Origin of the sequence: Corynebacterium ulcerans, assembly GCF_000767685.1 — a bacterium.
Lineage (GTDB): Bacteria > Actinomycetota > Actinomycetes > Mycobacteriales > Mycobacteriaceae > Corynebacterium > Corynebacterium ulcerans.
On the sequence record NZ_CP009622.1, the window covers coordinates 636,696 to 651,696 of the forward strand.

Annotated in this window: 10 protein-coding genes and 1 tRNA gene; 6 read left to right on the plus strand and 5 right to left on the minus strand. The window is 51.3% G+C overall.

Annotated elements, in window-relative coordinates:
• Window positions 1-32: 32 nt before the first annotated feature.
• Window positions 33-106: transfer RNA gene (locus CULFRC11_RS02970), tRNA-Met, on the plus strand.
• A 256-nt stretch (window positions 107-362) separates the two neighbouring features.
• Here CULFRC11_RS02970 and CULFRC11_RS11420 read toward each other — a convergent pair.
• Window positions 363-1,031: a GNAT family N-acetyltransferase gene (locus CULFRC11_RS11420; RefSeq protein ID WP_023635306.1), complete on the minus strand. Its 669-nt coding sequence runs from the start codon at window positions 1,029-1,031 to the stop codon at window positions 363-365.
• Between the two features lie 190 nt (window positions 1,032-1,221).
• On the opposite strand from CULFRC11_RS11420, the gene CULFRC11_RS02980 reads away from it, so the two are divergent.
• Window positions 1,222-1,593, plus strand: coding sequence for a PH domain-containing protein (locus CULFRC11_RS02980; protein WP_014525451.1), 372 nt, complete (start codon window positions 1,222-1,224; stop codon window positions 1,591-1,593).
• A gap of 213 nt (window positions 1,594-1,806) precedes the next feature.
• Here the strand turns inward: CULFRC11_RS02980 and CULFRC11_RS02985 are convergent, their stop codons facing one another.
• From CULFRC11_RS02985 to CULFRC11_RS03000, 4 genes are all read right to left on the minus strand, one after another.
• Window positions 1,807-2,334, minus strand: coding sequence for a glycosyl-4,4'-diaponeurosporenoate acyltransferase CrtO family protein (locus tag CULFRC11_RS02985; RefSeq protein ID WP_023635307.1), 528 nt, complete (start codon window positions 2,332-2,334; stop codon window positions 1,807-1,809).
• A gap of 532 nt (window positions 2,335-2,866) precedes the next feature.
• A complete protein-coding gene (locus tag CULFRC11_RS02990) occupies window positions 2,867-3,709 on the minus strand; it encodes a hypothetical protein (protein WP_023635308.1) in 843 nt (280 codons plus the stop codon).
• Between the two features lie 17 nt (window positions 3,710-3,726).
• The gene (locus tag CULFRC11_RS02995) at window positions 3,727-5,094 is read right to left on the minus strand and encodes a heparan-alpha-glucosaminide N-acetyltransferase domain-containing protein (RefSeq protein WP_023635309.1); all 1,368 of its coding nucleotides are present in this window, start codon (window positions 5,092-5,094) and stop codon (window positions 3,727-3,729) included.
• Between the two features lie 33 nt (window positions 5,095-5,127).
• Window positions 5,128-9,132 carry a Pls/PosA family non-ribosomal peptide synthetase gene (locus tag CULFRC11_RS03000; protein WP_038620390.1) on the minus strand — a complete coding sequence of 1,335 codons (4,005 nt, stop codon included), beginning with the start codon at window positions 9,130-9,132 and terminating at the stop codon, window positions 5,128-5,130.
• A gap of 1,045 nt (window positions 9,133-10,177) precedes the next feature.
• Between CULFRC11_RS03000 and CULFRC11_RS03005 the strand changes: the two genes are divergently transcribed.
• From CULFRC11_RS03005 to CULFRC11_RS03020, 4 genes are all read left to right on the plus strand, one after another.
• On the plus strand, window positions 10,178-10,567 hold the full coding sequence (locus CULFRC11_RS03005; protein WP_230478257.1) for an LPXTG cell wall anchor domain-containing protein: 390 nt from the start codon (window positions 10,178-10,180) through the stop codon (window positions 10,565-10,567).
• 502 nt (window positions 10,568-11,069) lie between these two features.
• Window positions 11,070-11,360, plus strand: coding sequence for a hypothetical protein (locus CULFRC11_RS03010; RefSeq protein WP_014836104.1), 291 nt, complete (start codon window positions 11,070-11,072; stop codon window positions 11,358-11,360).
• Between the two features lie 422 nt (window positions 11,361-11,782).
• Complete coding sequence (locus tag CULFRC11_RS03015; RefSeq protein WP_023635313.1) at window positions 11,783-13,222, plus strand: amino acid permease; 1,440 nt, start codon at window positions 11,783-11,785, stop codon at window positions 13,220-13,222.
• A 296-nt stretch (window positions 13,223-13,518) separates the two neighbouring features.
• Window positions 13,519-15,000: a methylmalonyl-CoA carboxytransferase subunit 5S gene (locus CULFRC11_RS03020; protein ID WP_013910997.1), complete on the plus strand. Its 1,482-nt coding sequence runs from the start codon at window positions 13,519-13,521 to the stop codon at window positions 14,998-15,000.
• The last annotated feature ends 1 nt before the right edge of the window (window position 15,001 follow it).

The window sequence follows — 15,001 nt, forward strand, 5'->3', positions numbered from 1 at the left end:
TTGCACAGGACAGCTTGTTCTAAAGCAATCGTCGCGGGGTGGAGCAGCTCGGTAGCTCGCTGGGCTCATAACCCAGAGGTCGTAGGTTCAAATCCTGCCCCCGCTACTAAATTGGAACCCTCGGTTCGTGAAAACGAATCGGGGGTTTCTTGCGTTTGGGGAACGCGATGGGGAAGAAGATCCGCGACTGCAAATTAGTTTTGACCTTGAAAAACCTATTAAGGTCGAGTAAGTTCAACTCGGAAGCAATAGGGGTGGTCACACGAAAAAACTGCTTACTTCGGTAAAATCCCTTGGCCCCAGACCTATCTGCGGACGGCTGGGGCTGCTTTGTTATCCGCTAGCAGCAGCCGTAAGAAGGATCATTGCTCGTAGAGTCTAAAAGCGTTATGGGTTATAGGTCTTATCACGTGATCTCCATTCTGAGAATTTCGCGAGTAGAGATGCGTGACGTTGAAAGTGAAATCATCAGTGTTGTTGAGCTCTTTCAGAACTAGGTTCGTCCCGTCACATGGAGGGATTAAGCCGTACACTTGTGGTTTGGCACCTTTGTCACACGTGAGAGCCAGCGCGACATTCGGTTTAAAGACCAAGTAGCCTGCTTTCTTAAACAAGCTGCAGGCTCGATCGTTTTCTGTGACGGCGAGGATTGCTTTGCAACCGTCGCTGATCGCTATAGATTCGACTACGGAGAGGATCTTGGCTGCGATGCCTTGACGACGCTCTTGGCGTGTGGTGGCGATTAATTCAACCATTAAAGTCCTGCTCGCCAACCAAGTCTGTGCATCGTGGCGGGTGTCTGCTTCGATGTTCGTGTTGTGTATGAGTGTATCGGCTTCTTTACACAGTGGGCGGATAAAAGCTGCCCCTTTGAGAACATCTTGGTCCCAGCAACCGACGAGGTATCCGAGACTATACCGGTCTTGAGGGGACCGAGGGAAAGTGAGAAATAGGCTTTCTGGACCCATTTCGTTGGTCAAAAAAGTGGTTATCTCGCGGCACTGTTCATCCGTTGTCGCAATAGTAATCATTCTTTCAATCTAGAGGGAAAAGGGGAGAACATAAATAATTTTATGAGGCACAATGAAGCCGTATCCCCTCAAAGGTGAGCCTCGCTTCAGCATAGACATCAGGCATAGCGTGTCTTCTGCATCTTTAAACACCAACCAAATGAGAATACGATGTGGCTATTAGTTGTTATAAAAGGTGAAGGGGCTTGTTATGGAAACTTCTAAGATCACAGAGTGGATCTTCTTCGAAGAAATCCCAATTCCCGAGGACGTTGTCGGAGTTCTTGTACAAGGGGAACAGGCCTATGCGGCGTACAAAACTCTGCGAGACTCGGCGATTTTCACGTCCAAACGTCTGATCGTTCGCGATGCTCAGGGAATTACCGGCAAGAAAGTGGAAATCTATTCGATCCCGTATTCCTCGATCATGATGTGGTCGACTGAGGACGCGGGGCGCTTCGACTTCAACGCGGAGGTTGAACTATGGACAAGAGCCGGAAATCTCAAAATTAAGCTTGATAAGAAGATCGACGTGCGGCGCCTTGACCATCTCATAGCGACGTGTTTGCTCGCCTCCAATTAGTTTTGGAGGCGGATGACCCCAGATCACGGGACACCGGCTCGGTGCTCTGAACAGCGTGGGCTGGTGGTGTGAGAGGAACATACAGAGGAGTTATGTAAAGTGCCGACTGAGAATGAGAACATGCCGGTATGGCTGTGTCCTTCAGGACTATCTCACATGACTTGACGCACGCCATCGTGGACTTTTGAACCAGACCAGTGCCTCCGACGTCTCTCATTCGATGGACGTCTGTCGATGATTCCCCTGCTCTGTTCTCAATCTGGTCAGTACATAGAGCTGCAGCAGGACCGGGTAGAGGTGGCCAACGATCCCGATCACTAGGAGGGTTATAAGGGGCACCCACCCTCCAGTCACACTCGCCCAGACCGCAGTGGCGGTATGGAGTAGGAACGCCCACGCATGACCAGCTGCCGCTGCTCTCATAGGCCGTGGGTCCCAGTCTTTCCCTGTCTTGGATGCTCGATCCCCCCGCATGGCGAAGATGAGTCTGTTCCATCCGATCCATGACAGGACAGCGTTGAACAAGTGCACTCCCCATCGGCGGCTGGCGTCACGTGAGAAGGATATTCGATCCCATTGGTAGCCCGGGATACGGCGCTCCAGTGATTCGCCGACGAAGAGAGCAAGGCCAAACCCCATGAGAGTTACCGTGATAACGAAGCCTGCAGAGTCAGCGCCAGTCGCATCGGCCGCGATGACGAGGCCGCCGACGGCGGCGACCGTTAGCAGCAGAGCGACCATGTAGGATCACCGCTCCGAAGGGCTCGGAAGCCCTCCGTGCCTGCAGAATTGTCGAGGAATGCCAACGGCTCGGCGACATCGATCTGATCCATCTGCTCCCCACACTCTCTGCAGTGATACTGCCGCTTCGGGTATGAACAAGTTAGTCCGGAATGACGACTCATCGTCACGAGGTCGCCCCTCCCTCTCAACGATTTTCAGGCGATTTTCTACACTCACGGGATGGCCATGATGCTAGCAGGTTTGATACTGAAATGTAACAGACATAGGCATTAGCGTCTTGAACCACCAACAGGAGAGCCTGTGGCGGAGAACGACAGGTATCCCACAACCTGAGTGTTTCGAGAGTCGGACATGCGCGAGTACATGCAGGGGCGTCAGGACTCGGTCCTATTCGTATCCACCGGGAGAGTATTCATCCGAGCCAGGTGTATCATCAGACGCCCGTAACGATGATGGACCACTAAGCCGATGTCCTGGTCTCCATACTGTCCGACGGGAGTGGCAGCCGAGGGACAGTTCATGGGGACAATCAATTCCAATAGAGCGATTCACGAGACTTCTCACCAGATTGGTCCCAGTCAAAGCGGACAGACTGCGTTTGCTTGTTGTTCTCCGAGTCTTGATTTTTAGGGAACACTCCGATGCTTCCGCGTGCGTAGACATGGTTAACCTTCAGCTGTGACTCCGATGTCGGTATGCGGTTGGATGCGGGGATACCGCAAGCGTTGTCTGCGCCACCGTTGAGATGGAGGGCATTGTCGCCCGAGTCAGTTGCTGGCATCAGGGTAGGGGCGGTGACGGCCGTGTGTTCGGCGTCGGCAAGCCCGGAGAGCGCGAGAGGATCGTCAGAACCTTTGGGGATTGTTCCTAGGAATTCAACGTCGTAGGCGTAGCACATGAAATGTGAAACCTCGTCAGTTTCACTGGCGTTGAGGAGGCTGACCCGCTCTGATGGTAGGCGAACGCCGTCGTGGGCCGTGACAGCCCAGACGAGATAACGGCCTTCAGTGTCCTCAGTAACTACATGCGCGGGTTCACCGAATTTCAGTTTTGTGCCAAAAGGAGTCATTTTGACTTCTTTACCGTTGGGATAGAGCAATACTGCTTGTTCAGAGAGTTCTTCAGAAGGCTGTTCAGCGTTTGCCTTATTAGGCTCTGGAAGGTCCTTCTTGTTCACCACATCGTTATGTTTATTAGCGGTGACCTTTTTCTCCAACGTTGGCTTGTCTTTGTTAGACGGATGTGGGTGGAATCCTGCCCGTTCGTCTGCTCCGCATGCTGCGATCAGAGTGGTAAGTGCGGCGACGACGGAGAGTTTAAGGGCCGAAGCTCCCAATGAGTAATGCGTTTTAGCCCAGTGCGACTTTGACATGGTGTTCTCTTTCTCAGTTAGTTTTCTGCAGCACTGACGGTTTTGGGATGAACTGGGATGAGAGTCTTGCTCACCCGTTTGGAGATTTTTGACACGATCTCTTCTAGCGGTCCACGACCTATAGCAAGTTGCCATGCGGTGCCAAAGAGTAAAGCGCCTAGAACGTGAAGAATGAACCAGAGCGTGGGTAGTGCCTCGGTAGAATCTTTGAACGCCGCCATCAAAAGTATGTGTGAGATATACAGTGTCAGCGTCATTGCTCCAGCAGAGATCAGAGGGATGAATAGATTCTTAAGCATCCGGGTGATCACGAGAAAAGAACCGAGCGCCAAGGTTGCTGCTCCAAGAGAAGTGAGCAAGGAGAACGGTGTGTTGACGTGGGGGCCATTAATAGCCAGCCACCACCATGTATCTGTGGGGATATGAACCTCCGGACCGAAGTCAATGACCCGAAGAATGTCCTCTACATCGTAATTATCGGTGTGGTAGTACAGCTGGGTGAACCCACCTACATAGTCAATAAGGAAAGTTGAGCTAAGGAATCCGGTGATGGTGGCGACCGCACCGAGAGCGATGAGCCTGGTTTGCGTAATTAACCAATGCAGATTCATACGCCCCAGAGCTATGCCCACACAGATGTATGCCATCCACGTGACTACCGGGTAGGTTCCACCGACAAACAGCGTGATGATGGTGTCAACAGGCAGGCTAATCAATGAAGAGAAGCTGGGATTAAGCGTAGTGGTGTATCCGCCCCAAGAGTTGACCGCGAAAATCGCTAGGGGACCAGTCGTAATGAATACCGCTGCGAGGATAAGCAGAGTGCGAATCCGTAGAGAGACAACCCCGACAGCAAGCAGAAACAGCAGACCGTAGTAAGGCAAGATGTTGGATACCGGCAGATTGATCTCGTCGAGAGCTAGGCCGAGCACAAAGACGATCAGTGCGCGGACTGCCAGCGATATGCGGTCACGGTGAAGCGAGCTACCGACATGAGGCATGTTTCCGCCGGTAAGAAGCGCAATAGTCACTCCCGCGAGCAGCGCAAACAAGGCAGAAGAATGCCCACCAAACAACTGCCAGATCAAAGTGGGTTGGTCAGTGTATTTGTTATATGCCGGCAGCACATGCACGGCGATCATTCCTACGAGAGCGAATCCACGGGCTGCGTCAATACCAATGATTCGTCGCGGGTCAGCCGACGGGCCAAAAGCAAGTTCTTTGTTCCATCGGGACGGACGAATTTCAGGCTCTGGCGGCGGGCTATATGGCTGGGGTAGTACCTCGGCTTCGCCATCCCAGATAGGACGGACACGTGCTGGGCCTGGTTGTGGCCTGGTTGCAGCATCCGGTGTTTGAGGCTGCGTAGATATCTGTGATGTCATTGTCGATTCCTTGGATGTGGTGAAATCAATCCACTAGCTGGTAAGAACGGCTTCTTTAGGGTGAGTGTCTTGGATGGTGCTATCAAAAGCGGTGATGCTTTGAGGATCTTCGACGTAGGAAACAGGGTTTCCTGACCAGACGCTGTCGTTAGGGATAGCATCTTGACGCAAGATCAAAGATCCAGGGCCGATAGTCGCCCGATCGCCGATTGATGAGCCCGGAAGAATGAAACTGTTGGGGCCAAGCGTGGAACCTGTTCCCATGGTTACTGTTTCCAGAGCCATAACCCGGTCATGGAATAAATGGGTTTGGAGGACAGTGCCTCGGTTGATCGTTGACCTATCAGAGAGGGTGATCAGATCGAACTCCGGGAGCCACCAAGTCTCGCACCATACGTCACGCCCGATGCGCGTACCCATGAGGCGCAGCCACCAGTTGTAGAGCGGTGAGCCAAGCGACATTCTGATGAGCGAAGGCACCGCTAGAAGCTCAGCGATATTATCGATGAGCTCGCCGCGCCAAACGAAGGTGGAAAATAGTGTTCGATGTCCTGCAGTAAACCGACCTATAAGCAGCCATTTCAACACGATTGGTACGAGGCTGGCGATAATTCCTGCTCCGAGAACGATGGGGAAAGCCCAAAGCAAAACTGCCTGGATTCCTCCCCACCCACGTCCGCCCGACATGTATGCCAATGTGCCTAGCCAGACGATGAGGAGGTCAAGATAAGCAGCGACGATGACTGGTAGCAGTCGGAACAATTCGACGAACGCTCGGGCTACTTTGAGACCGGTAGAAGGATTAAAGGTGCGTGCGACGTCGGCGTCGATATGCGCGCGCGGGATTTGTCTCGTCGATCTGCCAAGCCACGATGTGCCTTTGCCTGGGCGCTCGGGAGTCGAAGAGAGAACCGCAACCAAAGACTCGGCGGGGAGATCGTGGTCGGGGCCGACGATCCCGGAGTTGCCCACGAATGAACCATCACCGAGGACAGTCGTGCCGACGTGGACCCAGCCGTTGTTGTAACGTGCCGATGTACACATGGAATGATCTGCAAGGAAGCAACGGTCGCCGATGGCTGTTAAGTGCGGAATCGTCTCGACTGTAGAGATCTCAGTGTCTTTGCCAACGCGGGCACCGAGGAGCCTAAGGAAAGCAGGTGTGAGCCAACCGGCGTATACAAAATACGTGGAAGTGAGCGTTTTCTGTAGCAGGGTGTGCGTCATCCATAGAGCCCAGCCAGTGCTGGAGTGAATCGGGAAATAACCTGGCCGGATCAACAGCGAACACAGGCGAACCAAGATGACGACCAACGCTAGCCAGCAAACGATGGTGAGAATCGCGAAAAATGGCGTCCATGCCGCCAAGATCAGGAAGACTTCTTGGTACTGGAAGTTATTGATTACCGTGGGCAAGATCAGGAAGGTCGCTGGTAGCACTGCCAGAACAGGTAGTACGTTCAGCAACGACAATCCAAGGATGTACAGCAGGTGATGGGAGAAGAATCCCAATCCGGTGACCATGCCGTCGGCGATAGCTTCCTTGGGCGTTTGGCTCGGCCAACTGGTCCTGCTTGGACCGTTGTCGCTTAGCGGATTTCCGCTGTAGCACCGGCCTTCGGCAACTGCTCCGGTGACGCAGGAGCCAGGAATGATTTCTACGTCGTTGCCAATGGTCGATCCAGGGGAAACGAAGGTTCGCATACCAACGCGCACCCGCTCACCGATGGTGATAGGCCTGAGATAAAAGGTATCGCCGTCGATCCAGTGTCCGTTGATATCGACTTCGCTTTCTAAAACTGAACCCTCGCCGATTGTTGCTAGCCCAGTGACTGGTGGGAACGTTGCCAGCGTGGTGCCTTTACCTACTGTGCAACCAAAGAGACGGAACAAGAGCGACATTGATGGAGTATCGAGGAGCGGTTCTAAGCGGAGATAGGCTAAGAAGCGTTCGGCCGACCAGATGCGCAGGTGAGTCCAGCCGCCACGTGGGTAGTCGCCAGGTTGGATACGGAAAGTAGCGACGCGAGCCACAACCGCGGCCTGCAGAATTTTTCCTGGAGTGGAAAAGAGCACGACCATACCGATGAACACCGGCCAGAATGGAACGGTAGGAACCCATGCTGCAGAGAAGAAGAATCCGAGTGCCCAGACAACAAAAATCGTTCCGACGACATAGCGAGCAACGTTGACAGCGTAGATGCCACAGACGACCAGGAATTGAACGATACCGGACCACCATGGGATTTTCTGTGGTAGTGGCCGCTGTTCGGTGTCAGTGTGGAGCGTATCTACGTAGTCGGCCATCATCGACAAGGTGGGATTGTCGTATAGTGCTCCGATGTCCAACGCGGGATGCGATTCCCTCAGAGCGATGGCTAGTTTTGCGATAGCAACGGATGAGCCACCGAGGTCAAAGAAGCTGGAGTCCGCTTCGATCGGAACAGGGCCAAGTTGGTCTATCCATTTATCGGCAAGCCAACGTAGATGTTGCGGCAAGGCTTCAACAGAGTCGCGGGAATCCGGTAACGGCCAAGGAAGAGCCTTACGGTCAACTTTGTCGGAGGTCTTCATAGGGAGCTCGTCGACAATGCACAAGGTTGGCGCGATTCCACCAGGTAGAACAGTGGATAGATGGGTGCGAGCTTTGTGCAGATCGATAGTGCCGGGTTTGCCGTTGTCTTCTTCGGGGACAACATAACCGATGATGACGTCGGATCCTGCGGTCGTCGTCTGCTTAGCTGCTGCCGCTGCAGCTACCCCAGGTACGGAGGCTAGGGCTCGATCGATTTCACCAAGCTCCATGCGACGTCCACCGAATTTGATTTGATCGTCGGCACGGCCTGCAAAGATGATTCCTTCTTGTTCTGCTACAACAAGGTCACCGGTTCGGTAGGCGCGTTCCCAACCTAGGGACTCCAGAGGAGCGTAGGCTTCGGCATCTTTTTCTTGATCGAGGTATCGGCCTAGACCAACACCTGTTACAAGTAGCTCACCAGTTTCTCCCCAACGTACGGGTTCACCGGTCTCAGGATCCACGATGGCTAATTGCCAGCCGGGTACTGGTCGGCCGATTCGGACGGGTTCTTTATCCGTTATTGGTTTCATGAGATGGCCGGAACAGATGATGGTTGCTTCTGTTGGGCCATAGGTGTTCCATAGCTCGCGCCCTGGGGCTGCGAGTCGGTTGACAAGCTCTACGGGAAGAGCCTCTCCGCCAAAAATCAATAGGCGCACTGCGGTCAAAGATTCAGTAGGCCAGAAGGAAGCGAGGGTCGGTACCGTGGAGACAGCGGAGATTTTGTTTCTTGTAATCCATTCACCAAGAGCATCCGCGGAACGAACAATATCCCGAGGGGCAGGGACCAAAGCGGCTCCATAACGCCAGGCCAGCCACATTTCTTCACAGGAAGCATCGAAGGCTACGGAGAGGCCTGCCATGACACGATCTTGAGGACCAAGTGGGTCATTGACTAGATACATGCGTGCTTCAGCATCGACGAGTGCTGCTGCAGAACGGTGGGATACGGCTACGCCCTTGGGCTTACCCGTAGATCCGGAAGTGAAGATGATCCATGCGTCGTTTGCTGTTGTGGGCTCGCAAGGAGTAACCGGAGCGAGATCGTTGCCTCGGAGGTCGAGGGAAAGCTCTGCACCATAGACCGCGGTGACATTGGCTTCTTCCCAGACGGTGTTTGCACGAGAGTCCGGGTCGTCCCAGTCAACAGGTACGTAGGCCGCTCCCGCGCAGATCGTGGCCAGAATTGCTATGTAGAGATCGGTGGTACCTGATGGAACTCGAATGCCAATACGGGCTCCACGCCCAATACCAAGCTGAGCAAGACGCTCTACTTGGTCGTCGATGCGCTCTGCCAATTGGCTATAAGTCAGAGATTCGTTTGTGCCAATAAGCGCGGTGGCGTTGGGATAGTGATGTACGGTCTCGCGGAAAATATCAACGAGTGTGCGTGGGTCGGGGACTGTATCGACGCCGTAAATTGCACAGGTACGGTCGTCGGACGGGAATGGATTTCCCACCGAAAGAGTTCCTTTCAATTGGGTTGGGATTGCCTCCAAAATCGCTATTGGAGACCCTGATGCCAGTGGGCTGTCGCCTCAGATGTAATCTGTATGCCTTGTATGCTCAGTGTTGCTGAATAAGAAGATAAGAACACTGGGATCTCAATCTAATAACATCTTCAGTTTGTGTGCAAATTGATGAAAAATTGGTATTTACACTAGTTGTAATAGTTATTTTCTTAAATTTGCTGGTCATGGAAATTTTTCCACTAACATCCCAAGTGGACTTTATAAAAAGTCTAAATGTGAGTTTGGACGCATTCGCGGGGGTAAACATGGGGATAGGGTGCAATTTGACAGGGGGGGGGAGTAAACAATCTTTTGGATAACCCTGCATTTTTATTTGAGGGAAACTATCAGGGGTGGATTTTGGAATGTCCGGTAGGGAGATCTGCGAATATCTTTTTACTTTGATCCGTTTTGCTTGATTGTGTGGCAAATATTTTGGATAGCTTTGTGATGCAAGCGTTCCTGTTTTTAAAAAGTTACCGGGGTGAATAAAGGGCCGTATTTAGTTCTATTGGGGAATCTGGCCGGGGTGTATGTGGGGAATTGGCGTTTTTGACCTAAAGGTTATTGTAGGACGCTAATTAATTGGGTTTTCTTAATTAATTGATTCAAATGCTGAATTTTGTATATGTCTGACGCAGGCGGGTTAAGGTTACTTATTTGTTATTTTGGAAAATAAATTGATGAAAATCTCAGTTTATTGTCGATGTCCTGGCTTTAACGGAATTGGGAATAAATGCATAGTGACTATCACAGGCGCAGAGGACGATAACGCGGTCAGCTTTGAAGCGATTAATCGTCTATGGGAAGGCTGTAGGCACTTTCTAGATTGGGGAGCAGTTGGTGGGTGTGTGGAGGGCGTCGTTAAGTAACTGGAAGGTCGCGGCTGTATCTTCAAATACACCTCGGTAATGATGTTGAAGCTACCGTAAAGGTCTCTAAGGTTAAGCCGGTTGAGTCTCACAGGCAGTATTCCCTGGATGCTGAGTGTGCGGTGAGGGGAGAAGGCGCCAGGATCAGCGGGGCACAGTGGAAACACGCCATCTCTGATCATGGGAAGTTCAAGATTTCTAGCGCACATGTGACCTACAAGGTAACGGTGGTCAATGGCTATGAATCGCTCAATTTCCTTCCGATCCTCCCGCTGATACCGCTCATCCCGTTGATACCTTTTATTGTTGGGTCACCGTCACAACCACCGGTGATTACACCTGTAGCGCCGATGGAAAAGAACCCGACGGCGGAGAAACCTCGTGAGGTAAAGACCGCTTCCAAGCGTGATAAGCCTTCATTGGCAAAGACTGGTGCTAATACACTAGGAATTGCTTTGGCTGCGTTCTTGCTAGTGAGGATAGGCATGTTGTTGGTACGTCGCAATCGGTGAAACACAATAGCTACACAAGAATCAATCGGGGAAATTAGGAACTAATAGTTTTCTATAACTCGAAATAACTGGAGTATGTCGCGTATAAAGACATACTCCAGTTATTTTTATGTCACGAATATCACACAGGTAAATAAGGCTGAAATCTTAGTGCTAGCGGGAGAAGTCAACGCCTACAAAAGGGATATTTTCGATGGGAAAAGATAAAAATAGGACACTGTGTTATTTCACACTAATGAAAGAATGTGTCCTTTGTGTGGGTCTATGCGGGCGGGGAAATTTCAAAGATTTCCGCACCTGCCTGCGTAAATAAAGTTTCTTCCAGGGTTTAGGGACCTCGCAGTTCTGATTCTTTTTTTAAAAAAAGTGACAAAAACCTCAGTCTACTAAGCGGAATTTATTAGGATAATTTTAGTTTTTGCGAAAAAAGTGTAAGTTCCTAAGTGCACTGATCGGATGCATTTCATTTTAATTTCCACTTCTATCTAGGGAGAGTTTTATCTTGAAGATTCGTAAGATCACCCTTACCATTGCGGGCGCAACTCTGCTGGCGGGCTCTGCAGCAGCGATCACTTCGGCACAAGCTTCTACGTATTCACCAGAAAAACACTCATTTGAGTGGTGTCACGAGACCTTTGGTGAAAATCAGCATGATCTTTGTAATTATTACAACTGGGCCAAGGAGAACGCTCGCATCTTGCGACAGAGTGCTGATCCTCAAGCTGAAGACTATCAATTCCAGGCGGATGAGGCCTTGCGTCGTCTTTATGCAGAGCAGAAGCAAGGCATCTAGTCTTATATTTTTGTAGCTCTGGCTATTGATTTTCGTTACTTGTCATCAAGCCCCTTACGGTTCTTTCACCGCCAACTGGAAGACCTGTAAGGGGTTTGCCGTTGTGAGGATTAAAGAGAGGTTTCTGTGTGCTCTGTAGCGCGGTCTTATCGTAGGGCTGTGCAAAAGACGTATTTTCGTGTTTTTACTGTCTTTATTAGTGCGCTAAAAACTTTTAGTTGAATTGTGATCTTCATTGCAGCTATGTTGCTATGTCTTTTTGATGAAAGTGGCTTTTAGCTGCACAATGTGGCGAAAGTCTGTGCGGCGGCGTCGAAAAGCTTTATCGATAACTATTACTTGATAGCTTTCGCCGTGTAGTTTCTCTTTATCGCTTAGTGCACAATGTGCTGGGCTTGGTCCGAAAAGGTCGGTCAGATTTTATGACTCATACAGACTCCTCATTTCTTACAGCGGATCAGGAGGGATACAAAACAACACTGAGTTCACGTCATATCCAGATGATGGCACTTGGTTCTGCGATTGGTACGGGACTCTTTATGGGGGCCGGTGGGCGTTTGGCCACTGCGGGGCCATCGTTGGTTTTGGCGTATCTTATCTGTGGTTTTTTTGCTTTCTTTATTTTGCGTGCCGTAGGAGAACTTGTTTTATACCGCGCGTCTTCCGGTGCTGTTGTCTCCTGGACTCGTGAATTCATGGGAGAGCGGGCTGGTTTTGTAGTGGGATGGGTCTACTTCATGATGTGGGCCTTGACAGGAATTGCGGACACTACGGCTATCGCGATTTATCTAAAATTCTGGAACCTCTTTTCGGATATCCCGCAATGGGTACTTGCTTTAGCTGCATTGGTTATTGTGCTGCTCCTTAATCTCATCTCTGTTCGGGTATTCGGTGAGATGGAATTTTGGTTTGCCATGATTAAGATCGCAGCGATCTGCTTGTTCATGGCTGTTGCAATCTTTTTTGTGGTGACGGGCCGCATCGTAGTGGACCAACCGGCAGGCTTTGCCAATATTGCTGAACACGGCGGAATTTTCCCCATGGGATTCCTGCCTTTGGTCGTTGTTATCAGTGGCGTGGTGTTTGCGTACTTTGGCATTGAGCTCATTGGTACGGCGGCAGGGGAGACCAAGGACGCTGAGAAAGAAATGCCTAAGGCCGTCAACAGTGTTATTTGGCGCATCATTGTGTTCTACTGCGGCTCGGTTATGCTGCTAGCTTTGGTGCTTCCATATACTGCGTATTCTGCGGGCGTCTCGCCGTTTGTGACCTTCTTTGACTCGATAGGCGTTCCTTCTGCTGGCACGATTATGAATCTGGTCGTTATTACTGCGGCTTTGTCTTCGCTCAATGCTGGTCTGTATTCCACTGGGCGCACTATGCGTACCATGGCACGTGCTGGGACGGCTCCGGAAATGTTGGGGGCTTTTAATAAGCGAGGTGTTCCTTTTGGTGGCATCGCGTTGAACTCTGCAGTGGTGCTTATCGGCGTGGTCATAAATTACCTTGTTCCGGGTAAAGCCTTTGATATCGCGCTTAATATGACTGCAATCTGTGTGGTTGTTAACTGGGCCTTTACCATCGTGTGCCATATGCGGATGATTAAGGCGGTAGAGGAACGCCCTGCATTCCGGATGCCGTGGGCTCCTGTGACTAACTGGATAACTCTGGGCTTTTTGGTATTGATCGTTATTTTGATTGCTGCTGGTTCCTGGGATGGATTCCTGACGGTGGTGGCATCTGTATGCACGGTTCCGCTGTTTGTACTGGGATGGTATGCAACCCGTGGGCAGGTAGAAAAGCGCCGTGCGGAACACGCACGGGAAATTGCAGAAAAACGAGAGAGCGTTATAGAGGTTTAAGCTTGTCGACGTTCACCGGGTCGCGCGGAACAGTACGTTACTGCGTGGCCCGGTTTTTATGCGTATGGCTACACCGGTAATTCATTGTGACCAATTTATGATTTTTTCATTTTAGTGAAAAACTTCACAGGTAATTTTCGGGATATTTGATCGGACATTCTCGAGCGCAAAAAGCCGTTTTACCTTAGAGAATAACGCAGTCTGGTCGGTTTTTTATTTGGGTTTTGTTGGTTTTGTGATCTATTCCGTGTGAATCTGCCGTGCAACTGAACCTAAATCCGCATAGATTGTGAACTATGAGCCCAAGAAAAATTGGAGTGACCGAGGTCGCTTTACGCGATGCGCATCAGAGCTTGTTTGCAACTCGTATGGCCATGGAAGACATGGTTGACGCATGCGAGGACATAGATAAGGCAGGATTCTGGAGCGTCGAGTGCTGGGGTGGTGCAACGTTTGACGCATGCATCAGATTCCTTAACGAGGATCCCTGGGAAAGACTTCGCACCTTCCGTAAATTAATGCCAAATTCCAAGCTCCAGATGCTGCTCCGTGGGCAGAACCTTCTGGGATACCGCCACTATGAAGACTTGGTGGTGGACAAGTTCGTTGAGAAGTCCAAGGAAAACGGCATGGATGTGTTCCGTGTCTTTGACGCTCTCAACGACCCACGCAACCTGGAGCACGCTATGCGTGCGGTGAAGAAGGTCGATGGACACGCTCAGGGAACCATCTGCTACACCGTTTCACCGCTGCATACCGTCGAAGGATATGTTGAGCTTGCAGGCCGGCTTCTAGACATGGGGGCAGATTCCATCGCGCTGAAGGACATGGCAGCGCTGTTGAAGCCTCAGCCGGCATACGATGTTATCCGCGCGATTAAAGAAACCTATGGCGAAGAGACTCAGATTAACGTCCACTGCCACTCCACGACTGGCGTTACCCTCGTGACCTTGATGAAGGCCATTGAAGCTGGCGCAGATGTTGTGGATACTGCCATTTCTTCGCTCTCCCTCGGCCCGGGACACAACCCCACTGAGTCCCTTGTAGAGATGCTTGAGGGAACCGACTACACCACAGATCTAGACATGGATCGTCTGATCAACGTCCGCGATCACTTTAAGGCAATTCGCCCGAAGTACAAGGAATTTGAGTCCAAGACGCTGGTGGATACCAACATCTTCCTCTCCCAGATTCCTGGCGGCATGCTTTCTAACATGGAAAGCCAGCTCACCGCCCAAGGTGCGGGAGATCGTATTGATGAAGTGATGCGGGAAGTCCCCATCGTCCGTAAGGATGCCGGATACCCGCCGCTGGTCACGCCGTCTTCCCAGATCGTGGGAACCCAGGCTGTCTTCAACGTCCTTATGGGACGTTACAAGGTCATGACTGCAGAATTCGCGGACCTCATGCTTGGCTACTACGGCGAGTGCATCGGCGAGCGAAATCCTGAGATCGTTGAACAGGCAAAGGCTCAGACCAAGAAGGAAGCCATTACTGAGCGTCCGGCTGATCTCCTTGAGCCAGAGTGGGATCACCTTGTGGAGGAAGCCAACAAACTTGAAGGCTGCGATGGCACGGACGAAGACGTGCTTACCAATGCTCTGTTCCCAGGTGTTGCTCCAGGGTTCTTTAAGAACCGCCCCGAAGGGCCAAAGAACGTGGGTAAGGACCCATCAAAGATCAAGACCCGCGAGAATGAGGCCGTTCTCGAACCAATTACCTACAAGGTCACCGTGGGCGGCCGCAGCCAGACCGTCAAGGTCGAGCCCGCCGAGTAAA